Raw genomic sequence first — 23,751 nt, 5'->3', positions numbered from 1 at the left:
CCCGCGTTGGACTTCGCTTGCTGGAAGCCGCAAAATATCCGCTTTCCCTCAATTTATCTGACCGGACCTGCTGACTCTATGCGAATGCGCCTGATGCTGTTGGGTGGTGGAAATGCCCTTGGGCAAGCGCTGATTCGCCTCGGGGCCGAGGAAGATATCGGCTTTCTGGCGCCGCGCCCACCTGACCAGGGCTGGGATGCCGCGAGCCTGACCCAGCTGCTCGATGACACCCGCCCCGATGCGCTGATCAATCTGGCCTACTACTTCGACTGGTTCCAGGCCGAATCGGTGAGCGAGCAGCGCCTGGCTTCGCAGGAGCGTGCGGTCGAGCGCCTGGCCGAACTGTGCCAGCACCACAACATCATCTTGCTGCAACCCTCCAGCTACCGGGTATTCGACGGTTCGCGGGCCACGGCCTACAGCGAAAAGGACGAGCCGGTACCGCTCGGCCAACGTGGCCAGGCGTTGTGGCGCATCGAACAGAGCGTGCGCGCGACCTGCCCGCAGCACGTGCTGCTGCGCTTTGGCTGGGTGCTCGACGACAGCGTCGACGGCGTGCTGGGGCGTTTTCTGACCCGCGCCGAGCACTCGCAGGAACTGCTGCTGGCCGACGACCGGCGTGGCAACCCGACCCCGGTCGACGATGCAGCGCGGGTGATCCTGGCGGTGCTCAAGCAACTGGACTGTGGCGCGCCACTGTGGGGCACCTACCATTACGCCGGCAACGAGGCGACCACGCCGCTGGCGCTGGGTCAGGCGATCCTCAGCGAAGCCGGGCAACTGCGTCAGCTGGCCGTCGAAGCGCCCACTGCGCAGGCCCACGCCGCCCGCCCGGATGCTGCCGAAGAACCCCAGCACGCAGTGCTGGCCTGCAAGAAAATCCTCCACACCTTCGGCATCAAGCCGCGTGCCTGGCGCGCCGGCCTGCCGACCCTACTGGACCGGTTCTATCGTCATGGCTGATGCTCCTATCCTGATTACCGGGGGGGCCGGCTTCATCGGCTCCCACCTGAGCGACGCGCTGCTGGCCAAGGGGTACGCGGTGCGCGTGCTCGACGACCTGTCTACCGGCCGGCGCCTGAACCTGCAGCTGGACAACCCGCGCCTGCAACTGATCGAGGGCGACGTGGCCGATGCCGCCCTGGTGGCCCGGGCCGTCGAGGGCTGCCAGGCCGTGGTGCACCTGGCGGCGGTGGCCTCGGTGCAGGCCTCTGTGGAAGACCCGGTCAGGACCCACCAGAGCAACTTCATCGGCACGCTGAACGTGTGCGAGGCGATGCGTGTGGCCGGCATCAAGCGCGTGCTGTTCGCCTCCAGCGCTGCGGTGTACGGCAACAACGGTGAAGGCCAGGCCATCGACGAGGACACGCCCAAGGCGCCGCTGACCCCCTATGCGGTGGACAAGCTGGCCAGCGAGCAGTACCTGGACTTCTATCGTCGCCAGCATGGGCTGGAGCCGGTGGTGTTCCGCTTCTTCAATATCTTCGGCCCGCGCCAGGACCCGTCGTCGCCGTATTCGGGAGTGATCAGCATCTTCTGCGAGCGCGCCCTCAACGGCACGCCGATCAACCTGTTTGGCGATGGCGAGCAGACCCGTGACTTCCTGTATGTGGCCGACCTGGTGGCGGTGCTGGTGCAGGCGCTGGAACAGGCGCAGGTGCAGGAGGGCGCGGTGAACGTGGGGCTGAACCGCGCCACCACGCTGAACCAGTTGCTCGACGCACTGCGCAAAGTGGTAGGGCCGTTGCCCGAGGTCAATCACGGGCCGGCGCGCGCGGGTGATATCCGTCATTCGCGGGCCGACAATGCGCGGCTGCTCGCGCGCTTCGACCTGCCCGAGCCGACGCCGCTGGCCGATGGGCTGGCGCACCTGCTGGGGCGCTGAGCGTAAAAAGCTTCGCCGGCAACGCCGGCTCCTGCAGGCAGTATCTCCCTGACGGGAATCGCAGCCAAAAAAAAGCCCCGAATGATCGGGGCTTTTTCATGGTCAGAACTTGTAACCCACACCCACCATGTAGACCCATGGGTCCACATCCACGCTCACCTTGGTCTTGCCCACGCCCAGCGCGCTTGGGCCGTCGATGGTGGCCTTGGTGTCGATGTCCACGTACCAGACCGCGGCGTTGACCAGCAGGTTGTCGGTCAGCATGTAGTCCATGCCCAGTTGGCCGGCCAGGCCGACCGAGTCCTTGAGCTTCATGTTGCTAAAGCCCTGGGCCTTGCGGCTGCTGCTCAGGTCTTCATCGAAGAACAGGGTGTAGTTAAGACCGATACCGGCGTAAGGCTGGAACTTGGAGGTCGGCTCCATCGGGTAGTACTGCAGCGACAGGGTCGGTGGCAGTTGCTTGATGTTCGCCAGCTTGCCGTCCAGGCCCGCGCCCAGGCCCTTGACGCCCACTTCGTGCTGGAACGGGGTGGCTGCCAGCAGTTCCAGGCCGATGTGGTCGGTCAGCATGTAGGCAAAGGCCAGGCCCAGCTGGGTGTCGCTGTCCAGGGTGGCCTTGGTGCCGCCAACCTTGGTGCCGTCGAGCTTGATATCGCCGCTGTCTTCGTTCGGTGCGGTGGTGATCGCACCGGCACGCAGAATGAAATCGCCCGCCTGGTGGGCGTGGGCAACAGGGGCTGCAAGCGCGAGGGCAATGAGCGAGGCGCTGAGCAAGGACTTGTTCATGGAAGCTCCCAAAGGACGTTTAGAATTTAATGTGTCCAATGGTAAGGAGCTGACAGGCGGTGATTCTTGACGCAGCTCAATGAAACCGCAAACGCCCTGGCGCGGGGCTTCTATTGTAGTTCATAGGCGTAGATCTTCTCGGCTTCCATCTGGTAGCCGGCCTCGGCCAGCTCGCTGCTGGAAGCCTTGACCTGCATCGGCCCCTCGATCCAGTAGGGCTGGTACAGCTCCTCGACCTTGATGCCGATTTCGCTGAACACGTGCACGATCTGGTTCGACGGTGGGGGCGGCACGTGAATGCACGCGCCGTAGTACGGCACCAGCAGGAACTCGGTGGTACGGCCTTCCTCGCTGACTTCCAGTGGCACGATGTAGCCCGGCAGCTTCACCTGCTGGCCATCCAGTGCCTTCACCACCGGCGCGTCGGGCGCCTGCTGCTGCGCCGCCGGGCCGCTTTCGCCGGCCAGCGCGTTGCTCAACTGCGAAAGGTCATGCAGTGGGGTCATCTGCGGCACGATCACCGGTGCACCCTCGGGGATCAATTGCGGCCATTCCAGCGTGCGCGGCTCACCCGCCCACAGGGGCGGGGCAATCAACAGCAACAACAGCAGGGCACGACGTATCACGGGCGTTCTCACAGGTGAATGGACAAACCGTCGGCCAGCGACTGGCGGTAGGCCCGCCAGGCCGGAATGCTGCCCATCAGCACGGCGGCGCCGAGGATGATCCCCAGCAGGCTCCACTCGTGGGCGCTGGGCAGCGCCAGCGGCAGGTACAGGCCGTAGTTGGCCTGCACCGTGCCCTGGGCCAGGGCGATGCCAAGGTAGAGCAGGCCCAGCCCGGCGGCAATCCCCGCCAGCGCCAGGGTGAACGCCTCCATCACCAGCAGCCCTGCAATATGCCAGGGGCGTGCACCCACCGAGCGCAGGATGGCCATTTCGCGGCGGCGCTCGTTGAGGCTGGTGAGGATCGCCGTGAGCATGCCGATCAGGCCGGTCAGCACCACGAACAGCGACACCACGAACAGCGCCTGTTCGGCGGTGCCCATCAGGCTCCACAGCTCCTGCAGGGCCACGCCGGGCAGAATCGCCAACAGCGGCTCGCCGCGAAACTCGTTGATCTCGCGTTGCAGGGTGAAGGTGCTGATCTTGTTGTTCAGGCCCAGCATGAACGCGGTGATGGCCTTGGGTGTGAGGTCCATGCCACGGGCCTGTTCGGCGCTGACGCGGCCGGCGCCGCGGGCGGGCACGCCGTTGTGCCAGTCGACGTGGATCGCCTCCATGCCGCCAAGGCTGATGTGCAGGGTGCGGTCCACCGGGGTGCCGGTGCGTTGCAGCACGCCCACCACGGTGAACGGCTTGTCGTCATGCTTGACCAGGCTGATGGCGGCCACGCCATGGGCCAGCACCAGCTTGTCGCCGAGCTTGTAATGCAGCGCGTCGGCCACCTCGGCGCCCAGCACCACCTCGAACGGGTCGCTGGCGAAGGCACGCCCGCTGGCCAGCTGCAGGTGCTGCTTGCGTCCGTACTGGTAATGCTCGAAGTAGGCTTCGGTGGTGCCCATCACCCGGTAACCGCGGTGCGAGTCGCCCAGCGAGATCGGGATGGCCCACTTCACCCGCGGGTTGCTGGCGTAGTGCTCGAAGCTGTCCCAGCGGATGTTGTTGGTGGCGTTGCCGATGCGAAACACCGAGTACAGCAGCAGGTTCACCGAGCCCGAGCGCGCACCGACAATCAGATCGGTGCCACTGATGGTGCTGGCAAAACTGGCGCGGGCCTCGGTGCGTACCCGCTCCACCGCCAGCAGCAGGCACACCGACAGGGCGATGGCGAAGGCGGTGAGCAGGGCAGTGAAGCGGCGGTTGGCGAGACTCGCCAGGGCAAGGCGGAGCAGGTACATCAGGCCTCCAGGTCGCTGGCAGGGCGCGCGGCGCGGTTGAGTTCGGCAAGCGACAGCTGGCGATCGAACAGCGGTGCCAGGCTCTGGTCGTGGCTGACGAACAACAGGCTGGAGCCGGCTGCGCGGCATTCGGCGAACAGCAGGCGGATGAAGGCTTCACGGGTGTCGGCATCGAGCGCCGAAGTCGGCTCGTCGGCAATCACCAGCTCGGGTTGGCCGATCAGCGCGCGGGCGGCGGCCACCCGTTGCTGCTGACCGATCGACAGGCTGTCGGCGCGCCGTGCCAGCAGTGCCGGGTCCTTCAGGCCCAGATGGGCGAGCAGGCTGGCGGCGGCCTTGTCCACACTGCCGTAGCGCTGGCCGGCGCGTTGCGCCCGGCTGCGCGAGAAACGGCACGGCAGCTCGACGTTTTCGCGTACAGACAGAAACGGCAGCAGGTTGAACTGCTGGAAGATGTAGCCGGTATGATCGACGCGAAAACGGTCGCGCTGGCCCTGGCTGAGCGCGCCCAGCTCCTGGCCGAGCAGGCGGATGCTGCCGCGGTCGGCCTTCTGCACCCCGCCCAGCAGGCCCAGCAGGGTGGTCTTGCCACTGCCGCTGGGGCCCTTGAGGAACAGCGACTCGCCGGCCTGCAGGCGCAACGCCGGGATGTCCAGCAGCTCAGGCTGGCCGGGCCAGGCGAAACCCAGCCGGGACAGTTCGATCAGTGCCTGGCCCATGTCAGAAGTCGATCGCGCTGCGGGTCGGGGTCAGGTCCACGCCCTTCTGGCCATTGGGGCCCACCAGTTGCAACTGGATCTTCTGGGTGGCGGGGAAGGCCTTGAACAGTGGCGCCAGGTCCAGGCGGGTGAGCTGGGCCGGGGTGGTGCATTCGAGTTTGTAATGGACGTTGATGTCGCTGTGTTCGTGATCGTGGGCGTCGCCATCCTCGTCATGCACCGGCTTGTCGCCGAACAGCGGGCTTTGCAGGTCCTGGTCGGTTTCGCTGCAACCGGCTGCCTTGTTCAGGCCGAACAGCGCCAGGGGTGTTTCGAGCTGGGCGCGCACGGCCGCGACCTTGGCCTTGTCGGTGGCGGAAGTGGCGGCATGTTCGAAGCCCACCAGGTTCATCGCCGGGCTGTCGAATTCCAGCTCCAGGGCATTGCCGTCGAGTGCGACGTTCAGGTGCGCCACGCCATGTTCATGGGCGCCCAGGCTGCCATGCTCATGGTCATGGTCGTCATGGGCGTAAACCAGACTCAGGGGCAGCAGGGCGAACGGCAAGGCAAGCAGCAGACGACGCATGGGCGGAACTCCGGAAGGCGCTGAAAGAGTTTCGAAATGTTATAACAACTTGTCGGCTGCGTACCAGTGTCGCTGGATGAATCTTCGTGGGAGCATGGGCGCCTGATCGAGTGGAGGGTGTGAACGTGCGTATTCGTGGACACATCGGCGAATGGCCGGTGGATTTGAGCGTGGAGCTGGAGCCCCATGAGTGGGCGCAGCTGGGCGGGCAGTTGCAGGCGGCCGGGGCGCCGGCGGTTGCCGCTGCTGTACCGACGGCGCCGGTTCGCCCGGACGATGCAGTGTGGCAGGCGGCGCGCGAGGTGTTGCGCAAGGCCGGTCAGTTGAACGGGCCCCAGTTGCTGGAGGCGCTGGAGGGGTTGGCGGGCAATACGGCGGCCGGCAAGCGCCTGCTGGTGCGTTTGCGCCATAGCAGCGAGGTGAGGGTGGAAAGCGGGGCGGATGCGCCGGTCTATCACTGGGTCGGCTGAACACCGCGTTGATCCCATCGCGGGTCAAGCCCGCTCCCACAGCGCGGGTAGGTAACCTTGTGGGAGCGGGCGGTTGACCTCAGTACAACGCAGCAAACAGCTTGCGGCGGTAATCCAGCACCAGCGGGTGCTCGTTGCCCAGCAGGTCGAACACCTGCAGCAGGGTCTTGTGCGGCAGGCCGCCTTCATACCCGCGGTTGCGCTTGAACAGTTTCAGCAGCCCGTCCAGCGCCGCCTCGTACTGCTGGCGCGACAGCTGCTGCACTGCCAGCTGATACGCCGCCTCGTCATCCTCGGCGTTCTGTGCCAGGCGTGACTTCAGGTCGGCCACGTCCGGCAGGCTGGCGGCCTGCTTGAGGAACGTCAGCTGCGCCTTGGCACCGGCCAGTGCAGCCTTGTGCTCATCGCTCTTGACCGCATCGAGCACGGTCTGCGCTTCGCCCAGCTCGCCACGCTCGGCCAGGCAACGGGCATACAGGATCAGTGCCGCGGCATTGCTGTTGTCTTCGGTCAGCAGGGCCTGGAGCAGCGCCTCGGCCTCGCTGAAGCGTCCCTCGGCAAACAGCCCCTGGGCCACTACCAGCGGGTCGGCCGCCGCCGGTGGCGGCAGTTGCACATGCGGTTCGAGCATTGCGCGGATTTCCGACTCCGGGCGTGCCTCGGCAAAGCCGTCGACCGGCTGGCCATCCTTGAACAGCACCACCGTCGGCAGGCTGCGGATACCGAAGCGCGCGACAATGTCCTGTTCCACATCGCAGTTGACCTTGGCCAGCAGCAGCTCACCCCGGTATTCGGCGGTGATTTTCTCCAGCAGCGGCATCAGCACCTTGCACGGCGCGCACCAGTCGGCCCAGAAGTCGACGAGCACGGGTTTGACGTAGGAGTTCTGGATCACCGACTGGTCGAAGTCGGCGCTGGTGGCATTGAAGATGTACGGGGTTTCCTGGCTCATCGCGACTCTCGCAAATCCTTGAATGGCAACACTATAAAGCGCTGCGGCTGGCGTGGTACAGGCTCACCTGGCGGAATTCGTGGGGTTCGGCCAGGTCTGGCAGGGTCAGGGCGTGCAGGGTGTCGAGCTGGCGGTACAGGGGGTGACGGAAGTCGCGCACCCGCGAGTCGGCCACCAGCGCCTGGTGCCCGCGGCTGAGAAACGCATCGAGCAGCGGCAGGTTGGCGCGGTCGTAGAGCACATCGGCCACCAGCACCAGGTCGAAGCGGTCGGCCTCGGCGAAGAAATCGCTGGAGTAGCCCAACTGCACCTGGTTGAGCGCGGCATTCGCGCGGCTTGCCTGCAGCGCCAGCGGGTCGAGGTCGCAGGCCACCACTTCAAGGGCCCCGGCGCGGGCGGCGGCGATGCCGGCAATGCCCGAGCCTGCGCCGAAGTCCAGCACGCGTTTGCCGGCCACCCACTCGGGGCGGGCGGCCAGGTAGCGCGCCATGGCCAGGCCGCTGGCCCAGCAGAAGGCCCAGTAGGGCGGCTCGTGCAGGATGCGCCGGGTTTCCTCGGGGCTGAACGCGCGGTCCATGTTGTGCGCATCGATCAGCCACAGCTTGAGGTCGCAGGCCGGCAGCTCGCTGACCACCAGCCGTGCGTCCCCCAGCAGCCCGCTCAACGCCTGTTGCAGGTGGATCGGCGCGGTCACGGCGCTTTTTCGAGGCGCAGCGGGCCGGTGGCCTGGGTTTGCGGGCTGCTGACCGCCACAGGTTGCAGGTGCAGGATCAGCTGCCCGGACTGGCTGGCACGCCCGCGCAGCTCCACCCGCGCACCGGCAGGGAACGCCTCGGGGTTGAAACGCAGCTGGAACGGCAGGTCCTGGCCGTTGGCGTCCAGGTTGCTGCTGGCCAGCAGGCGTTGCGGGCGGCCGCGCGGGTCGACCACCAGCAGCGCCAGCTCGACCTCGGCGCCCGACGGGATGCCAAGCAGGGTGCCGCTGATTTCACGCTGGTAGGCCGGCAGCGGGCCCAGGGCCACAGGTTGCTTGGCCGCTACCGGGGCCTTGGGGGCCAGCACCGGCTTGGGTTCATCGCTGCTGCAGGCGGCCAGCAGGGCGGCAAAACTGAGCACAACGAGCGCTCTAAAGGGCATGATCAATTCCTTCGGGGGGATATTTCCTCACTGGATGGTAACTGCTTTGGCTTGTCTTGCCAGTGGGATGCGCTACCATGACCCTCCCTTTTTTTGTTGCCTGCCACCATGCACTGTCCCTTCTGCGGTGCCAACGACACCAAGGTCATCGACTCGCGACTGGTTGCCGAGGGCGAACAAGTGCGCCGTCGCCGCGAATGCGTGGCCTGCGGTGAGCGCTTCACCACCTTCGAAACCGCCGAACTGGTGCTGCCGCGCCTGATCAAGACCGACGGCAGCCGCCAGCCCTTCGACGAAGAAAAACTGCGCGCCGGCATGCAGCGGGCGCTGGAAAAGCGCCCGGTGAGCGTCGAGCGCCTCGAAGCGGCGCTGGCCCACATCAAGCACAAGCTGCGCGCCACCGGCGAGCGCGAGGTCAAGTCGCTGGTCGTCGGCGAACTGGTGATGGCCGAGCTGCAAAAGCTCGACGAAGTGGCCTACATCCGCTTCGCCTCGGTGTACCGCCGCTTCCAGGACCTGGACGAATTTCGTGAAGAAATCGACCGCCTGGCGCGCGAGCCTTCCAAGCAATGAGCCTGCCCAGCGAACGCGACGTGCTCGACGCCCACTACATGGCCCGTGCGCTGGAACTGGCGCGCAAGGGTCTCTATTCCACCCACCCCAACCCGCGGGTCGGTTGCGTGATCGTGCGTGACGGTCAGGTGGTCGGCGAAGGCTGGCACGTACGCGCCGGCGAACCGCATGCCGAGGTGCACGCGCTGCGCCAGGCCGGCGAGCTGGCCCGTGGCGCCTGTGCCTATGTGACCCTGGAGCCGTGCAGCCACCACGGGCGCACGCCGCCATGTGCCGAGGCGCTGGTCAAGGCCGGTGTGGCGCGGGTGGTGGCGGCCATGCAGGACCCCAACCCGCAAGTGGCGGGGCAGGGGCTCAAGCGCCTGGCCGACGTCGGTATCGAGGTTGCCAGCGGTGTGCTGGAGGCCGAGGCCCGCGCACTCAACCCGGGCTTTCTGAAACGCATGGAACACGGCCTGCCCTTTGTGCGGGTCAAACTGGCGATGAGCCTGGACGGGCGCACCGCCATGGCCAGTGGCGAGAGCCAGTGGATCACCGGCCCGGCCGCACGCTCGGCGGTGCAGCGTCTGCGCGCGCGCTCCAGCGTGGTGCTGACCAGCGCCCAGAGCGTGCTGGCCGACAACGCGCGCATGACCGTGCGCGCCGACGAGCTTGGGCTGGACGCCGACAGCACCGCCCTGGCGATGGCCCGCCCACCGGTGCGCGTGCTCATTGACGGGCGCCTGCGCCTGCCGCTGACGGCGCCGTTCTTCCAGGCCGGCCCGGTGCTGGTGGTGACGGCCGCCGCGCCAGTTGCGCAGTACGCCGAGGCCGGCCATGACCTACTGAGCCTGCCCGGCACCGACGGGCACGTCGACCTGCCCGCGCTGCTGCGCGAACTGGCCCGGCGTGGTGCCAGCGAGGTGCTGGTGGAGGCCGGCCCGGGCCTGGCCGGTGCCTTCGCGCAACAGGGCCTGGTGGACGAATACCAGCTCTTCATCGCTGCCAAGTTTCTCGGCTCCAGTGCCCGCCCATTGCTCGATTGGCCCCTGGCCAGAATGAGCGAAGCGCAGGCCCTCAAAATCACCGACATGCGCGCCGTAGGCGATGACTGGCGAGTCACTGCCATTCCTGTGCCTGCGCCCGGCGTATAATTCGCGGCCTGCGCCTTGCGCGACCCGTTCTGAAGGAGGACTCATGTTCACCGGCATCATCGAATCCATCGGCAGCATCCGTTCACTCACCCCCAAAGGCGGCGACGTGCGCGTGTATGTCGAAACCGGCAAGCTCGACCTGGGCGACGTGAAACTGGGCGACAGCATCGCCGTCAACGGCGTGTGCCTGACCGCCGTCGAACTGCCTGGCGACGGTTTCTGGGCTGACGTCAGCCGCGAAACCCTCGACTGCACCGCCTTTGCCGACTTCAAGGTAGGCAGCCGGGTCAACCTGGAAAAGGCCCTGACCCCCAGCAGCCGCCTGGGCGGCCACCTGGTCAGCGGCCACGTCGACGGTGTCGGCGAGGTCATCTCGCGCAGCGATAACGCCCGCGCCATCCAGTTCCGCCTGCGCGCGCCGGCCGAACTGGCCAAGTACATCGCCCACAAGGGCTCGATCACCGTCGATGGCACCAGCCTCACGGTCAACCAGGTCGATGGCGCCGAGTTCGAGCTGACCATCGTGCCGCACACCCTCGCTGAAACCATCATGGCCGACTATCGCACCGGGCGTCGGGTTAACCTTGAGGTCGACCTGCTGGCCCGTTACCTGGAGCGTCTGCTGCTGGGCGACAAGGCCGCCGAGCCGGGCAAGGGTGGCATCACCGAAAGTTTCCTGGCCGCCAACGGCTACCTGAAATCCTGATTTAGAAGGGGGTGCCGCGTGGCGCTCAACAGCATCGAAGAACTGGTCGAAGACATTCGCCAGGGCAAAATGGTCATCCTGATGGATGACGAAGACCGCGAGAACGAAGGCGACCTGATCATGGCCGCCGAGTGCTGCAAGGCCGAACACATCAACTTCATGGCCAAGCACGCCCGTGGCCTGATCTGCATGCCGATGTCGCGCGAGCGCTGCGAGCTGCTCAAGCTGCCGCTGATGGCCCCGCGCAACGGCTCGGGCTTCGGCACCAAGTTCACCGTTTCGATCGAAGCTGCCGAAGGCGTCACCACCGGTATCTCCGCCGCCGACCGCGCGCGCACCGTGCAGGCCGCCGCCGCCCGGGACGCCAAGGCCGAAGACATCGTCAGCCCGGGCCACATCTTCCCGCTGATGGCCCAACCCGGCGGTACCCTGGCCCGTGCCGGCCACACCGAGGCGGCCTGCGACCTGGCGCGCATGGCCGGTTTCGAGCCGAGCGGGGTGATCTGCGAGGTGATGAACGACGACGGCACCATGTCGCGTCGCGCCGAGCTGGAAGTGTTCGCCGCCGAGCACAACATCAAGATCGGCACCATCGCCGACCTGATCCACTACCGCATGATCCACGAACGTACCATTCAGCGGATTTCCGAGCAGCCGCTGGACAGCGAACTGGGTCAGTTCAACCTGGTGACCTACCGCGATTCGGTCGAAGGCGACGTGCACATGGCCCTGACCCTGGGCAAGATCTGCGCCGAGGAACCGACCCTGGTGCGGGTGCACAACATGGACCCGCTGCGCGACCTGCTGCTGGTCAAGCAGCCCGGCCGCTGGAGCCTGCGCGCCGCGATGAGCGCCGTGGCAGAGGCCGGCAGCGGCGTGGTGCTGCTGCTCGGCCACCCGCTGGACGGCGACGTGCTGCTGGCGCATATCCGCGAAAGCGCCGACAGCAGCCAGGCCAAGACACCCACCACCTACAGCACCGTGGGTGCCGGTTCGCAGATTCTGCGCGACCTGGGCGTACGCAAGATGCGCCTGATGAGTTCGCCAATGAAGTTCAATGCGATATCCGGATTCGATCTGGAAGTTGTAGAATACGTGCCCTCCGAATAAAGCAGGGGCTGGTTTCCCGCTGTTGATCCGGAACAAAACTCCCACAGGCCGCACCGTTGCGGCCTGGCTCTTTAAGATGAGAACCCCGCAATGTCCCTGAAGACCATCGAAGGTACCTTCATTGCCCCCAAAGGTCGCTATGCTTTGGTGGTTGGCCGCTTCAACAGCTTCGTCGTCGAAAGCCTGGTAAGCGGTGCCGTTGATGCCCTGGTTCGCCACGGCGTGAGCGAAAGCGACATCACCATCATCCGTGCACCGGGTGCGTTCGAGATTCCGCTGGTGGCACAGAAGGTCGCCCAGCAGAGCGAATACGCTGCGATCATCGCCCTGGGCGCCGTGATCCGTGGTGGCACCCCGCACTTCGAATACGTGGCGGGCGAATGCACCAAGGGCCTGGCCCAGGTGTCCATGGAGTTCGGCGTGCCGGTTGCCTTCGGTGTCCTGACCGTCGATTCGATCGAACAGGCCATCGAGCGTTCCGGCACCAAGGCCGGCAACAAGGGCGCCGAAGCGGCCCTGTCCGCCCTGGAAATGGTCAGCCTGCTGGCGCAGTTGGAGGCCAAGTGATTAGCGACGAAAGCGATCGTTTCAACCCGCGCGATCCAAAACCTGCGGATGCTGGCAAGCCCTCCAAGAGCGCCAAGCGTCGCGAAGCCCGCAAGCTCGCGACCCAGGCGCTGTACCAGTGGCACATGGCCAAGCACTCGCTGAACGAGATCGAAGCGCAGTTCCGGGTCGATAACGATTTCACCGATGTCGACGGTGCCTACTTCCGCGAGATCCTGCACGGCGTGCCGGCGATCAAGGAAGAAATCGACAAGGCCCTCGCGCCTTGCCTGGACACCGTGCTCGAAGAGCTCGATCCGGTCGAGCTGTCGGTGCTGCGCCTGTCCACCTGGGAGCTGATCAAGCGGGTCGACGTGCCTTATCGCGTGGTCATCAACGAAGGTATCGAGCTGGCCAAGGTGTACGGCGCCACTGACGGGCACAAGTTCGTCAACGGTGTGCTCGACAAGCTCGCACCGCGGCTGCGCGAAGCCGAAGTGAAGGCGTTCAAGCGCTGATTGCGGCGCTGCCTGCCCATGGGTGAATTCGAGCTGATCCGCCACTACTTCGCCGCCGCGCCCTGTGCGCAGGCCGGCGACGGGGTCGCCCTGGGGATCGGCGACGATTGCGCCCTGCTGGCGCTGCCGGCCGGCGAGCAACTGGCCGTGTCCACCGACACGCTGGTGGCCGGGGTGCATTTCCCGGCTGTGTGCGACCCGTTCCTGCTCGGCCAGCGCTCGCTGGCGGTGGCTGCCAGTGACCTGGCAGCCATGGGCGCCACCCCCGTGGCCTTTACCCTTGCCCTGACCCTGCCGACGGTTCACGCCGATTGGCTGAAGGCCTATGCCCAGGGTCTGAACCTGATGGCCCGACAATGCGGCCTGAGCCTGGTAGGCGGGGACACCACCCATGGGCCGCTGAGCCTGACCATGACCGTGTTCGGCCGCGTGCCTGCCGGCCAGGCCCTGACGCGCAGCGGTGCGCAGCCTGGTGACCTGGTGTGTGTCGGCGGTGAGCTGGGCAACGCCGCCGGGGCCTTGCCGCTGGTGCTTGGCGAACGCGAGGCGGCGGTGGCGCTGGCCGAGCCGCTGCTGGCGCACTACTGGTCGCCGCCACCGCAACTGGCGCTGGGTCAGGCGCTGCGAGGCAAGGCCAGCGCGGCGCTGGATATCTCCGATGGCCTGCTGGCCGATTGCGGACACATTGCCACGGCCTCGGGCGTGTCGATTGTGCTGTCGCTCGAACAGCTGCCGCTGGGTGCGGCGCTGCAGGGCCTGCTGGGCCTGGAAGGTGCGCGACAGGCCGCGCTCACCGGTGGCGACGACTACGTGATTGCCTTCACCTTGCCCCCCGCGCACCTGGCCGGCCTGCAGGCTGCCGGCTGGCCGGTGCACGTGGTCGGTCGGGTGGAGGCGGGCAGCGGCGTCAGCCTGCGTGACCACGCCGGGGCGGACATCACCCCGCGCACGCGGGGTTATCAACATTTTTAGGGAGACACCGTGACCGATCACCCCAATCAGGTGCCGGCAGAAAACGTGCCGCCTTCAGTCTGGCGCAACCCCTGGCATTTTCTGGCCTTCGGCTTCGGCTCCGGCACCCTGCCCAAGGCGCCGGGCACCTGGGGTTCGCTGGTGGCCGTGCCGTTCATCCCGCTGTGGCAGATGCTGCCCGACTGGGGCTACTGGCTGATGCTGGGGCTGACCATGCTGTTCGGCGTATGGTTGTGCGGCAAGGTCGCCGACGACCTGGGCGTGCATGACCACGAGGGCATCGTCTGGGACGAGATGGTCGGCATGTGGATAACCCTCTGGCTGGTACCGGAAGGTTGGCTATGGTTGTTGGCAGGCTTTCTGATGTTCCGCTTCTTCGACATACTCAAGCCGTGGCCGATCCGCTGGATCGACCGGCATGTGCATGGCGGTTTCGGCATCATGTTCGATGACGTGCTGGCCGGCGTGTTCGCCTGGTTGGGCATGCAGGCGCTGGTGTGGAGTTTCACCTGAAGGGAGTGGCCTGATGCGCGCATGGCGAGTGTTGCTGCTGGTGTTGGCGCTGGGTGGCGGCATTGCCTGGGCTGGCGAGCCGACCGCGTTGCCGCAGGAGGTGCGCCTGGCCAGCGAGATCTGGCCGGACTACACCGACGTCGAAGGGCGCGGCATGGCCTGGGACGTGCTGCGCAAGGTGTTCGAGCCGGCGGGGGTCAAGGTGCTCGCCATCAGCGTGCCCTACAGCCGCGCCGTGGGCCTGGTCAAGCGCGCCGAGGCCGATGCCTGGGTCGGCTCCTACGAGCAGGAAAGCAACGACTACCTCTACCCGCGCAACGCCTTCGACCAGGACCATATCTACGCTCTGGGGCTGGCCAGCCTGCCGGTGCCGAGCGCCGCCACCATCGGCCGCTACAAGCTCTCCTGGGTGCGTGGCTACGAGTACCAGCGCTACCTGCCCGATGTGAAGGAGTTTCGCGAGGTGCAGCGGCGCGACGGCATCCTGCCGATGCTCGAACTCAAGCGTGTGGACTTCTACATCGATGCCCAGACCGAGGTGGACTACGTGTACAACCAGGCCCGTGACAAGGCCCGGTTCCGCCGCACCCACATCGCCGAGTTGCCGTTGTACCTGGCCTTTGCCAGGACCGAGCAGGCCTGTGCGCTCCGGGCGCTGTTCGATCGGCGCATGGACGAATTGATCGCCAGCGGCGAATTGCGCGAGATCTTCGAGCGCTGGCAGCAGCCGTATCCGTTCCCGATTCCGGGCAGGGCGCACGTGCCAGCATCTAACTTCTCGATCTGTTTGCCCAAGAATTCAGCCTAAGCACCTGCCTTACGCTGCTGTTACAATCGGCGCACATCAAATTTCACGTTATTGATCAGGAGCACAAGGTGCCCGTCGTCTTTGTTGCCGCTTCCAAGCTGCCCACCCCCTTTGCCACGTTCACCATGCATGGTTTTCTCGACGAAGCCACCGGCCGCGAGCACGTTGTGCTCAGCCTGGGTGATGTAGCCGATGGCGAGCCGGTACTGGGGCGCCTGCATTCCGAATGCCTGACCGGCGATGCGCTGTTCAGCCAGCGCTGCGACTGTGGTTCGCAGCTGGAGGCCGCTCTGCAGGCCATTGCCCGCGAAGGCCGTGGCGTGCTGCTGTATCTGCGTCAGGAGGGCCGTGGCATCGGCCTGCTGAACAAGATTCGCGCCTACGAACTGCAGGACGGCGGCGCCGACACCGTCGAGGCCAACGAGCGCCTGGGCTTTGCCGCCGACCAGCGTGACTACGCCATGTGCCAGCCGATGCTCGAGCACCTGGGCGTCACGTCATTGCGCCTGATGACCAACAACCCGCGCAAGGTAAAAGCCCTCACCGCCATGGGCATTGCGGTAGCCGAGCGCGTGCCGCTGCACACCGGGCACAATCCGCACAACAAGCACTACCTGGCCACCAAGGCCGGCAAGCTCGGCCACATGATGGGCAACGAGCACCAGGGCGAGGCCGGTCGGGCGTGACCCGCGGTCAGGTCAAGCGGCGGCTGGCGTTCGCCTGGTGGCAGTTCTTCGCGATTGCCCTGGCGCCGCTGCTGGTGTTCGGCTGGGCGTTCGGAGGCAGCGTGGCGCGTGTCCCGCTGCTGGTGATGCCGGTGTTTCTGGCCGGGCTGGCCTCGATGTTCTTCAGCCTGCCGCGTTTCAGCGCCTACAAGCGTGCGTTGATTGCCACTGAAAAGGCGCTGAACAGCGCTGAAGAGCCGGCGGCCTGGATAGAGCTGGCGCGGGTTCGCCGTGTGTCGATGCTGTTTGCCTGCTTGCCGGCGTGGGTGGCCGCACTGTCGGTGTTCGTGGGCCTGGAGGGAGTGCCGCAGATTCTGCTGGCCATCGCCAGCGTGGTGATCCTTTACCTGTACCGGGTACCGCGTCAGCTGGGCTGATGCGCCCTTCGCCAGCCAGGCTGGCTCCTGCAGGCAGGAGCCAGCCTGGCTGGCGAAAGGGTCTAAAGGCCCAGCAGTTGCAACCGCTGACGCACCGAAGTCTCGATCCCGGCAGCATCCAGCCCGCATTCGGCCAGCATCTGCGCCGGCTTGGCATGCTCGACGTACACATCCGGCAAGCCCAGGTGCAGCATCGGCTTGAGCACGCCTTCAGCGCTCAGGAACTCGCTGACCGCAGAGCCGGCGCCGCCCATGATGGCGTTCTCTTCGATGGTCACCAGCAGGTCATGGCTGCCAGCCAGCTCGCGCACCAGCGCTTCATCCAGCGGCTTGACGAAACGCATGTCGACCACGGTTGCATCCAGGTTTTCGGCCACCTTCAGCGCTTCTGCCAGTTGCACACCGAACACCAGCAGGGCGGCCTTGCTGCCCTGGCGGCGAATCACGCCCTTGCCGATCTCCAGCGGCTCAAGGTCGCCGTCGATCGTCGCGTTCGGCCCGCTGCCACGCGGGTAGCGCACGGCGGCAGGGCCGTTGTACAGGTGCCCGGTGCTGAGCATCTTGCGCAGTTCGTTCTCGTCGCTGGGGGTCATCACCAGCATGCCGGGGATGCAGCGCAGGAACGACAGGTCGAAGCTGCCGGCGTGGGTCGGGCCGTCTTCGCCCACCAGGCCGGCGCGGTCGATGGCGAACAGCACGTCGAGGTTCTGCACCGCCACGTCATGGATCAGCTGGTCGTAGGCGCGCTGCAGGAAGGTCGAATAGATCGCCACCACCGGCTTGGCGCCCTCGCAGGCCATGCCCGCCGCCAGCGTCACCGCGTGCTGCTCGGCAATCGCCACGTCGAAGTAGCGCTCGGGGTAGCGTTCGCTGAAGGCCACCAGGTCCGAGCCTTCCTTCATGGCAGGGGTGATGCCCACCAGGCGCTGGTCGGCGGCGGCCATGTCGCACAGCCACTGGCCGAACACCGCCGAGTACTTCGGCCCGGCGGCCTTTTTCGGCGCGGTGGCCGGGGCGTCCAGCGGTTCGAGCTTGGTGATCGCGTGGTAGCCGATCGGGTCGACCTCGGCCGGGGCGAAACCCTTGCCCTTCTTGGTCACCACGTGCAGGAACTGCGGCCCCTTGAGGTCGCGCATGTTGCGCAGGGTGGCGATCAGGGTAGGCAGGTCGTGGCCGTCGATCGGGCCGATGTAGTTCCAGCCCAGCTCTTCGAACAGGGTGCCGGGCACCAGCATGCCCTTGGCATACTCTTCGGTGCGGCGGGCGATCTCCCAGGCGCCGGGCAGGCGCGACAGCACCTTCTTGCTGCCCTCGCGCATGCTTGCATAGGTGCGGCTGGAGAGGATCTTGGCCAGGTAGTTGGACAGGCCGCCGACATTGCGCGAAATCGACATGTCGTTGTCGTTGAGGATCACCAGCATGTCGGCGTTGACTTCCTGGGCGTGGTTCAACGCTTCGAAGGCCATGCCGGCGGTGAGCGCGCCGTCACCGATCACTGCAATCGACTTGCGTGCCTGGTTCTGCAGGCGGGCGGCGATGGCCATGCCCAGCGCGGCGCTGATCGAGGTGCTGGAGTGCCCGACGCCAAAGGTGTCGTACTCGCTCTCGACGCGGCGCGGGAAGGCGGCCAGGCCGTCCTTCTGACGCAGGCTGTGCATGCGTTCGCGCCGACCCGTGAGGATCTTGTGCGGATACGCCTGGTGGCCCACATCCCACACCAGCCGGTCGTCCGGGGTGTCGAAGACGTAGTGCAGGGCGATCGTCAGTTCGATGACGCCCAGGCCGGCACCGAAGTGCCCGCCGGTCTGGCCGACGCTATAGAGCAGCTCCTGGCGCAGTTCGTCGGCCAGTTTCTCCAGGTCGGCTTCGGCCAGACGACGCAGGCCGGCTGGCGTATCGGCACGGTCAAGCAGCGGCGTGACCGGGCGTTCGCGGGGGATCTCTTGAAACGTCGTGGGCATCAGGCGAATCGTTATAGGTGTGATGAGGCGGCAGTTTACCTTATTGCGGTGAAGGCTGCCCATTGAGGTATGTGGTGTGCGTTTCGCCGGCAATGCCGGCTCCTACAGGGTTCTATGCAGGAGCCGGCATTGCCGGCGAAGGGCCGCTGCGGTCAGCTGCGGCGTTCGACGATGTACCGCGCCAGCGCCCGCAGCGGCTCGGCCTTGTCATCGAACCCAGCCAGCGCTGCCAGCGCCTGGTCGCGCAGTTCCAGCGCGTAGGCCTTGGCGGCTTCGAGCCCCAGCAATGCCGGGTAGGTCGGCTTGTCGCGGGCGATATCTGCGCCCTGGCGCTTGCCCAGGGTCGCGGTATCGCTCTCGACATCCAGGATGTCGTCCTGCACCTGGAACGCCAGGCCGATGGCCTGGGCATACTGCTGCAAGGCCGCAAGCGTCTGGGCATCGGCCCGCGCGCTGGCCAGGGCGCCGACCTTGACGCTGGTTTCGATCAGCGCGCCGGTCTTGTGCCGGTGCATGTATTCCAGCGCGGTCTGATCGAGCTTGAGCCCCACCGAGCCCAGGTCGATGGCCTGGCCACCGACCATGCCGGCGGGGCCGGCGCCCTGGGCCACGGCCTGCACCATGGCCAGGCGAATGGCATCGCTCTGCGGGCTCAGGCGCGGGTCGAGCAGGGCGCTGAAGGCCAGGCTCTGCAAACCGTCGCCGGCCAGGATCGCGCAGGCCTCGTCGAATTTCTTGTGGGTGGTGGGCTGGCCGCGACGCAGGTCGTCGTCGTCCATTGCCGGCAGGTCGTCATGCACCAGCGAATAGGCGTGGATCAGCTCGACCGCGCAGGCGGCGCCGTCGGCATCGCTGCTGGCGCCACCCAGCGCCTCGCAGGCGGCATAGGCCAGCAGCGGGCGTACCCGCTTGCCGCCGTTCATCACGCTGTAGCGCATGGCGGCATACAGGCGCTCGAGTTCGCTCGAGGGGGCGTGGAACAGGGTTTCCAGCGCGGCATCCACCTGGGCCTGGCAACGGGCCTGGTAGGCGGCAATCATTCTGGCTGTTCCGCGTCGAACGGCTCGGCGCGCAACTCGCCGTCGCGCTCCAGCAGCACCTGGACCTTCTGCTCGGCCTGGGTCAGGGCGCTCTGGCAATCGCGGGTCAGGCCGATGCCTTGCTCGAAGGCGGTCAGCGAGTCTTCCAGCGACAGTTCGCCGTTCTCCAGGCGTTCGACCAGCGCTTGCAGGTCGGCAAGGGATTGCTCGAAGTCAATGGCAGCTTTTTTTCGGGCCATGGCGGCTGTCTCTGGTGGCGGTTTGAACGGCGCGACACTAGCAGAGCAGGGCAGGGGGAGCAAATCAGCGCCTGTGATCTTTCGTCGCATTCTGTTGCATAAATGCCGTGGGAACAGGCTTGATTTTCCTGCACCGCTTGCATTGTGGGGGCTCACTGCTGTCTGCCATAATCGCGCCCGCTCTGCGCCGCGGGTTGTATCCGGGTCAGGGTCCCCCCTTCCATGTCGCGTAATGGACTACGTTGTGAGCTTTCTTTCGATCGAGTTCGGCCTCTGCTTCACTCTGTTTTTCGCGGTCTACTGGAGCCTTTGCTGGAGCGTTCGCCTGCAGAACGTCCTGCTGCTGGCGGGCAGCTATGCGCTGGTCGCAAGCTTCAGCCTCGATTCGCTGTACATCCTGCTCGGCTACACCCTGCTGGTCTCCCTGCTGGGGCTGTTCAGCGCGCGATATCCCGGACGGCGCTTCACCTACCTGATGGTGTTGCTGCTGGTGCTGGGCTGCTTCTATGTCTTCAAGTACCAGGAATTCTTCGTGGGGGGCGTGCAGGCCGCGCTGGCCGACCTGGGCCTGGACGTCTCGCTGCCGGTGCTGGAGGTGCTGCTGCCGATCGGGCTGTCGTTCTACACCTTCCATTCGGTCAGCTACCTGGTGTCGATCAACCGCGGTGAAATGGCCCCGGCCGCGCCGCTGGACCTGGCCCTGTACCTGGCCTTCTTCCCCAGCCTGGTGGCTGGCCCGGTCAACCGCGCCGCGCACATGCTGCCGCAGATTCGCCCGGCGCAGATCCGCCAGGTGCTGGAGCCGCAACGGGCGCTGGGGCTGATTGCGCTGGCGGTGGTCAAGCTGTTCTTCTTCAGTGCCTGGCTGGGCAGCGAGTGGGTCGACCCGGTGTTCGAGACCCCAAGCGGCTTCAGCGCCGAGCAACTGCTGCTGAGCGTGTACGGCTACAGCCTGCTGATCTACCTGAACTTCAGCGGCTACACCAACCTGGTGACCGGTGTGGCGCTGCTGCTGGGCTTTCGCCTGCCGGCCAACTTCAATGCGCCCTACGCGGCCCGCAACCTCAAGGAGTTCTGGGGGCGCTGGCACATCAGCCTGTCGACCTTCATTCGCGACTACGTGTACATCCCGCTGGGCGGCAACCGCCAGGGCGTATGGCGCGGCAACCTGAACATGCTGCTGGCGATGCTGGTTTCCGGGCTGTGGCACGGCGCGAGCCTCAACTTCATCATCTGGGGTGCGCTGCACGGCGTGGGGCTGGCGCTGTACAAGGCCTCAACCTATGTGCTGCCACAACCGATGCGCTGGCCGGGCGCGGATGTGCTGGCGCGCCTGCTGACCTTCCACTACGTCGCCTTCGCCTGGATCTTCTTTCGCTGCGCGAGCCTGGATGATGCGCTGGACATGCTCGGCGGCATCGCCGGCCTGAGCCTGGGCGGGCTGTTGAGCACCACCGGCCTGCTGCTGCTGGGCTGCGTGCTGTATATCGCGGTGTACCCGCAGGTGCTGGCGCTGCTGCGCCAGGGTTTTGCCGCCAGCAGCCGGCTGCCCTGGCAGCTCTACCCGATCCCGCTGGGGCTGTTCGTGTCGTTGGTCATCTTCGCTTCGCAATCGGGCGTGCCGGGGTTCATCTATGCAAGCTTCTAGTACCGGTCAGCTGTTCAAGGCGCAAATGGGCGCGGCCAAGGTGCTGTACGCGATCCTGGTCACCACCTTGCTGCTGTTCTGGCTGAACCAGAACTCCATCAGCCTGTACTGCCAGCAGAAGTACCACCAGAGCTGCGAGCTGCCCTGGGTAGGGCAGAGCCAGGCGTGGCGCCTGGGCGGCAACCTGACCCAGGCCCTGGGGGATGCGCGCAGCAGCTTCATCGACAGCCTGGAGCGCCAGACCCTGCTGGCCCAGGCCGAGGGCGTGCCGACGGTCGAGCTGCCGCCCAGTATGCCGGTGGTGCTGGTTGACCTGGCGCAGCCGCATGCCAAGGCGCCGGCGCCTGCCAAGGTACCGGTGGTGGCGCCGACACCTGCGGCCAGGCCCCCTGCAGTGCAGCCAGCGACAGTGCAGCCGGTTGTGGCGCAGGCGCCCGCCGCGCAACCGGTCAAGGTGGCGGCGCAACCGCTGGTGCCGGGGCAGCCGCCCAAGGCCGTGAGCCTGGCGGCTGGCGACGAAGTGTTCCTGGTGGGCGACTCGCTGATGCAGGGCGTGGCGCCGCACCTGGCCAACACCTTGCTCAAGCGCTACCAGATCAAGAGCGTCAACCTCAGCCGCCAGAGCACGGGCCTGGCGTACCCCGGTTTTTTCAACTGGCCGCAGACGGTGTCCGACACGCTGCAGAATCACCCCAACATCCGCCTGATGGTGGTGTTCCTGGGCCCGAACGACCCGTGGGACATGCCCGAGTCCAAGGGCAAGCCGTTCCTGCGCTTCAAATCGCCTGAGTGGGAGGCGCTGTACCGCAAGCGCATCGACCGGATCCTGGACGAGGCCCGCGCGCACAATGTGCAGGTGATCTGGGTCGGCCCGCCCAACATGCAAAAGCCCAGGTTGTCGACGGCCATGGCCTATCTCAGCGGGCTGTATGAAAGCCAGGCGCAGCTGTACCAGCAGCATTACGTGTCGGCCAACGGCGTGCTCGGTTACCAGGCCGACGAGTTCTCCTATACCCTGCAGAACAGCCAGGGCAAACGGGTCAAGACCCGTGTCGACGACGGCATCCACTTCACCACCACGGGCCAGAAGCTGATCGCCGAGCAGGTACTGTCGATGATCGCCTTCCCGGGCCTGACCGTAACGGGACACTGAGCATGCGCCGAGCGCACAACATCCTGGTGCTGGCGGCGCTGATCTGCGCGCTGCCGGGCTGCAGCCCGGTGGCGGCGGTCAACGCGCCGGCCGCGCGCCCCCTCGCCGTGCAGCAGAAGGCGACCGGCAGCCGTGACGGCAACCTTGCGGTGCTGGCCGGCAAGCTGCGCACCTCCAGTCGCACACCGGTCAATATCGTGCAATTCGGAGATTCGCACACTGCCGCCGACCTGTTCAGCGGCGAGATGCGTCGCCTGCTGCAGTCGCAGTACGGCGATGGCGGCATAGGCTTTGTGGCGGCGACACCGGTACCTGGCACGCGCTACGACAACCTGATCCTCAAGACGGCCAGGCGCCAGTGGGAGCTGGTGTCGGCGCGCAACCAGCAAAGCACCCAGTTCCCGCTGGGGGGCTACCTGTCGGTACCGCTGGCGGCGAACCCGAGCGTGCGCCTGGAGGCGCGCGAGCCCAGTGCCCAGCGCTACCGTATCTCGGCCCTGTACCAGGCGCGGGAGAACAGCAGCCTTACCGCCCGTGGCGGGCAGAACGCGGCGCGCCGCGTGATGCTGGCCGCAAGCAACGGGCAGTGGCGCTTCAGCCCGCCGCTCAACAGCATCAGCCTGCCGGTGGACATGAGCCTGAATGCCCACCCGGGCACGGTGCTGGGTGGCTGGTACATCCAGGGCCAGAAGAACGCCGGGGTGACCTATTCGGCCCTGGGTATCAACGGTGCGCGGCTGGAGGTGCAGGACAAATGGCAGGCTGGCTGGCAGGAAAACCTCAAGGCCCTGCGCCCGGACCTGATCATTCTGGCCTATGGCACCAACGAGGCGTTCGACAACACCCTGGACATGGCCAAGTACCGTGACCAGTTGCGCCGTACCGTGGCCCAGCTCAAGCGGGTGCAGCCACGGGCGGTGATCCTGCTGGTGGGGCCTTCGGACTCGATCAAGCAGCGTGGCGCGCGCACCTGCGCGACGCGGCGCCCGCAGTCGTTGCCGCAGGTGGTGCAGATCCAGCGCCAGGTGGCACGCCAGGCCAACGTGCTGTTCTGGGACTGGCAGGCCTACATGGGCGGGGAGTGCTCGATTGCGCGGTGGCAGGCAGAGGGGCTGGCGCGAGGCGACCTGGTGCACCTGACGGCCGATGGCTATCGCAAGAGTGCGTCGGGGCTGTATGACTACCTGCGGGGGCAGTTGGGGCTGCGCTGAGGCAAAAAAAAGAGGGGCTGTATCGGTGTCGGGATTGGCTTGCGGCGCCCCGGTGCATCGATAACAGCCCCCCAGCTTCGAGCCACAGGGGCGTCGAACTCAGG

28 protein-coding genes are annotated in these 23,751 nt (G+C 66.3%); 17 read left to right on the top strand and 11 right to left on the bottom strand.

From position 1 onward, the window contains the following. The first annotated feature begins 78 nt into the window (after nt 1-78). Both B4I46_RS02565 and B4I46_RS02560 read left to right on the top strand, forming a co-directional pair. A complete protein-coding gene (locus tag B4I46_RS02565) occupies nt 79-963 on the top strand; it encodes a sugar nucleotide-binding protein (RefSeq protein WP_043861906.1) in 885 nt (294 codons plus the stop codon). Continuing rightward, nucleotides 956-1,885 carry an NAD-dependent epimerase/dehydratase family protein gene (locus B4I46_RS02560; protein ID WP_116052323.1) on the top strand — a complete coding sequence of 310 codons (930 nt, stop codon included), beginning with the start codon at nt 956-958 and terminating at the stop codon, nt 1,883-1,885. The genes B4I46_RS02565 and B4I46_RS02560 overlap by 8 nt, the downstream gene beginning before the upstream one ends. A gap of 102 nt (nt 1,886-1,987) precedes the next feature. Here B4I46_RS02560 and B4I46_RS02555 read toward each other — a convergent pair whose 3' ends face one another. From B4I46_RS02555 to B4I46_RS02535, 5 genes are all read right to left on the bottom strand, one after another. Continuing rightward, the gene (locus B4I46_RS02555; protein WP_043861904.1) at nt 1,988-2,671 is read right to left on the bottom strand and encodes an OmpW/AlkL family protein; all 684 of its coding nucleotides are present in this window, start codon (nt 2,669-2,671) and stop codon (nt 1,988-1,990) included. A 110-nt stretch (nt 2,672-2,781) separates the two neighbouring features. Then, nucleotides 2,782-3,294, bottom strand: coding sequence for a DUF3299 domain-containing protein (locus B4I46_RS02550; RefSeq protein ID WP_043861948.1), 513 nt, complete (start codon nt 3,292-3,294; stop codon nt 2,782-2,784). Nucleotides 3,295-3,305: 11 nt separating this feature from the next. Continuing rightward, nucleotides 3,306-4,571, bottom strand: a complete 1,266-nt coding sequence (locus tag B4I46_RS02545) for an ABC transporter permease (protein ID WP_043861903.1) — start codon at nt 4,569-4,571, stop codon at nt 3,306-3,308. Continuing rightward, entirely contained in the window at nt 4,571-5,290 is a 720-nt protein-coding gene (locus B4I46_RS02540) for an ABC transporter ATP-binding protein (RefSeq protein ID WP_043861902.1), read from the bottom strand. The genes B4I46_RS02545 and B4I46_RS02540 overlap by 1 nt, the downstream gene beginning before the upstream one ends. 1 nt (nt 5,291) lies before the next feature. Further along, nucleotides 5,292-5,855 (bottom strand): DUF2796 domain-containing protein, encoded by a 564-nt coding sequence (locus B4I46_RS02535; RefSeq protein ID WP_286898494.1) that lies wholly within the window; start codon nt 5,853-5,855, stop codon nt 5,292-5,294. Nucleotides 5,856-5,980: 125 nt separating this feature from the next. On the opposite strand from B4I46_RS02535, the gene B4I46_RS02530 reads away from it, so the two are divergent. Continuing rightward, complete coding sequence (locus tag B4I46_RS02530) at nt 5,981-6,325, top strand: hypothetical protein (RefSeq protein ID WP_078481672.1); 345 nt, start codon at nt 5,981-5,983, stop codon at nt 6,323-6,325. Between the two features lie 79 nt (nt 6,326-6,404). Here B4I46_RS02530 and trxA read toward each other — a convergent pair whose 3' ends face one another. From trxA to B4I46_RS02515, 3 genes are read right to left on the bottom strand one after another with little or no spacing between them, the layout of a single operon-like run. Further along, nucleotides 6,405-7,277, bottom strand: a complete 873-nt coding sequence (gene trxA, locus B4I46_RS02525) for a thioredoxin (RefSeq protein ID WP_100634159.1) — start codon at nt 7,275-7,277, stop codon at nt 6,405-6,407. Between the two features lie 31 nt (nt 7,278-7,308). Continuing rightward, nucleotides 7,309-7,971 carry a class I SAM-dependent methyltransferase gene (locus B4I46_RS02520; RefSeq protein WP_054916423.1) on the bottom strand — a complete coding sequence of 221 codons (663 nt, stop codon included), beginning with the start codon at nt 7,969-7,971 and terminating at the stop codon, nt 7,309-7,311. Beyond that, nucleotides 7,968-8,414: a YbaY family lipoprotein gene (locus B4I46_RS02515; protein ID WP_043861898.1), complete on the bottom strand. Its 447-nt coding sequence runs from the start codon at nt 8,412-8,414 to the stop codon at nt 7,968-7,970. Before B4I46_RS02515 ends, B4I46_RS02520 begins: the two co-directional genes overlap by 4 nt. A 108-nt stretch (nt 8,415-8,522) precedes the next feature. Between B4I46_RS02515 and nrdR the strand changes: the two genes are divergently transcribed. The 11 genes from nrdR to B4I46_RS02460 all read left to right on the top strand — a co-directional run bounded on the left by nrdR (nt 8,523) and on the right by B4I46_RS02460 (nt 16,395). Continuing rightward, entirely contained in the window at nt 8,523-8,987 is a 465-nt protein-coding gene (nrdR, locus tag B4I46_RS02510; protein WP_043861897.1) for a transcriptional regulator NrdR, read from the top strand. Continuing rightward, nucleotides 8,984-10,120 carry a bifunctional diaminohydroxyphosphoribosylaminopyrimidine deaminase/5-amino-6-(5-phosphoribosylamino)uracil reductase RibD gene (ribD, locus tag B4I46_RS02505; RefSeq protein ID WP_286898485.1) on the top strand — a complete coding sequence of 379 codons (1,137 nt, stop codon included), beginning with the start codon at nt 8,984-8,986 and terminating at the stop codon, nt 10,118-10,120. The genes nrdR and ribD overlap by 4 nt, the downstream gene beginning before the upstream one ends. A gap of 43 nt (nt 10,121-10,163) precedes the next feature. Then, nucleotides 10,164-10,826 (top strand): riboflavin synthase, encoded by a 663-nt coding sequence (locus tag B4I46_RS02500; protein WP_043861895.1) that lies wholly within the window; start codon nt 10,164-10,166, stop codon nt 10,824-10,826. A gap of 18 nt (nt 10,827-10,844) precedes the next feature. Then, nucleotides 10,845-11,936, top strand: coding sequence for a bifunctional 3,4-dihydroxy-2-butanone-4-phosphate synthase/GTP cyclohydrolase II (gene ribBA / locus B4I46_RS02495; protein ID WP_286898482.1), 1,092 nt, complete (start codon nt 10,845-10,847; stop codon nt 11,934-11,936). 90 nt (nt 11,937-12,026) lie between these two features. Further along, nucleotides 12,027-12,503, top strand: a complete 477-nt coding sequence (gene ribE / locus B4I46_RS02490; RefSeq protein WP_043861893.1) for a 6,7-dimethyl-8-ribityllumazine synthase — start codon at nt 12,027-12,029, stop codon at nt 12,501-12,503. After that, nucleotides 12,500-13,000: a transcription antitermination factor NusB gene (gene nusB / locus B4I46_RS02485; protein ID WP_043861892.1), complete on the top strand. Its 501-nt coding sequence runs from the start codon at nt 12,500-12,502 to the stop codon at nt 12,998-13,000. The genes ribE and nusB overlap by 4 nt, the downstream gene beginning before the upstream one ends. Nucleotides 13,001-13,018: 18 nt before the next feature. After that, the gene (gene thiL / locus B4I46_RS02480; RefSeq protein WP_058541918.1) at nt 13,019-13,972 is read left to right on the top strand and encodes a thiamine-phosphate kinase; all 954 of its coding nucleotides are present in this window, start codon (nt 13,019-13,021) and stop codon (nt 13,970-13,972) included. 9 nt (nt 13,973-13,981) lie between these two features. Further along, nucleotides 13,982-14,485 (top strand): phosphatidylglycerophosphatase A family protein, encoded by a 504-nt coding sequence (locus B4I46_RS02475; protein WP_043861890.1) that lies wholly within the window; start codon nt 13,982-13,984, stop codon nt 14,483-14,485. Nucleotides 14,486-14,498: 13 nt separating this feature from the next. Beyond that, nucleotides 14,499-15,293, top strand: a complete 795-nt coding sequence (locus B4I46_RS02470) for a substrate-binding periplasmic protein (protein ID WP_078481663.1) — start codon at nt 14,499-14,501, stop codon at nt 15,291-15,293. A 68-nt stretch (nt 15,294-15,361) separates the two neighbouring features. After that, a complete protein-coding gene (gene ribA, locus B4I46_RS02465) occupies nt 15,362-15,979 on the top strand; it encodes a GTP cyclohydrolase II (RefSeq protein ID WP_043861888.1) in 618 nt (205 codons plus the stop codon). Further along, nucleotides 15,976-16,395 carry a hypothetical protein gene (locus B4I46_RS02460; RefSeq protein ID WP_043861887.1) on the top strand — a complete coding sequence of 140 codons (420 nt, stop codon included), beginning with the start codon at nt 15,976-15,978 and terminating at the stop codon, nt 16,393-16,395. Before ribA ends, B4I46_RS02460 begins: the two co-directional genes overlap by 4 nt. Nucleotides 16,396-16,457: 62 nt before the next feature. Here B4I46_RS02460 and dxs read toward each other — a convergent pair whose 3' ends face one another. From dxs to B4I46_RS02445, 3 genes are all read right to left on the bottom strand, one after another. Further along, entirely contained in the window at nt 16,458-18,356 is a 1,899-nt protein-coding gene (gene dxs / locus B4I46_RS02455) for a 1-deoxy-D-xylulose-5-phosphate synthase (protein ID WP_286898473.1), read from the bottom strand. Between the two features lie 152 nt (nt 18,357-18,508). After that, a complete protein-coding gene (ispA, locus tag B4I46_RS02450; RefSeq protein WP_043861885.1) occupies nt 18,509-19,396 on the bottom strand; it encodes a (2E,6E)-farnesyl diphosphate synthase in 888 nt (295 codons plus the stop codon). After that, nucleotides 19,393-19,635: an exodeoxyribonuclease VII small subunit gene (locus B4I46_RS02445; protein WP_043861884.1), complete on the bottom strand. Its 243-nt coding sequence runs from the start codon at nt 19,633-19,635 to the stop codon at nt 19,393-19,395. The genes ispA and B4I46_RS02445 overlap by 4 nt, the downstream gene beginning before the upstream one ends. A gap of 244 nt (nt 19,636-19,879) precedes the next feature. Here B4I46_RS02445 and B4I46_RS02440 point away from each other — a divergent pair, with 244 nt between their 5' ends. Genes B4I46_RS02440 through B4I46_RS02430 form a run of 3 tightly spaced genes read left to right on the top strand, consistent with a single transcriptional unit; the run spans nt 19,880 to nt 23,647 of the window. Next, the gene (locus tag B4I46_RS02440; protein WP_286898471.1) at nt 19,880-21,283 is read left to right on the top strand and encodes an MBOAT family O-acyltransferase; all 1,404 of its coding nucleotides are present in this window, start codon (nt 19,880-19,882) and stop codon (nt 21,281-21,283) included. Continuing rightward, nucleotides 21,270-22,436 carry a DUF459 domain-containing protein gene (locus tag B4I46_RS02435; RefSeq protein WP_286898470.1) on the top strand — a complete coding sequence of 389 codons (1,167 nt, stop codon included), beginning with the start codon at nt 21,270-21,272 and terminating at the stop codon, nt 22,434-22,436. Before B4I46_RS02440 ends, B4I46_RS02435 begins: the two co-directional genes overlap by 14 nt. Nucleotides 22,437-22,438: 2 nt before the next feature. Beyond that, complete coding sequence (locus B4I46_RS02430; RefSeq protein ID WP_043861881.1) at nt 22,439-23,647, top strand: SGNH/GDSL hydrolase family protein; 1,209 nt, start codon at nt 22,439-22,441, stop codon at nt 23,645-23,647. Nucleotides 23,648-23,751 lie beyond the last annotated feature (104 nt).

Source organism: Pseudomonas sp. UBA7500 (assembly GCF_002478435.1).
GTDB lineage: Bacteria > Pseudomonadota > Gammaproteobacteria > Pseudomonadales > Pseudomonadaceae > Aquipseudomonas > Aquipseudomonas palmensis.
Note: the sequence above shows the minus strand (reverse complement) of the source record. Positions and strands in the feature narration are given on the sequence as shown.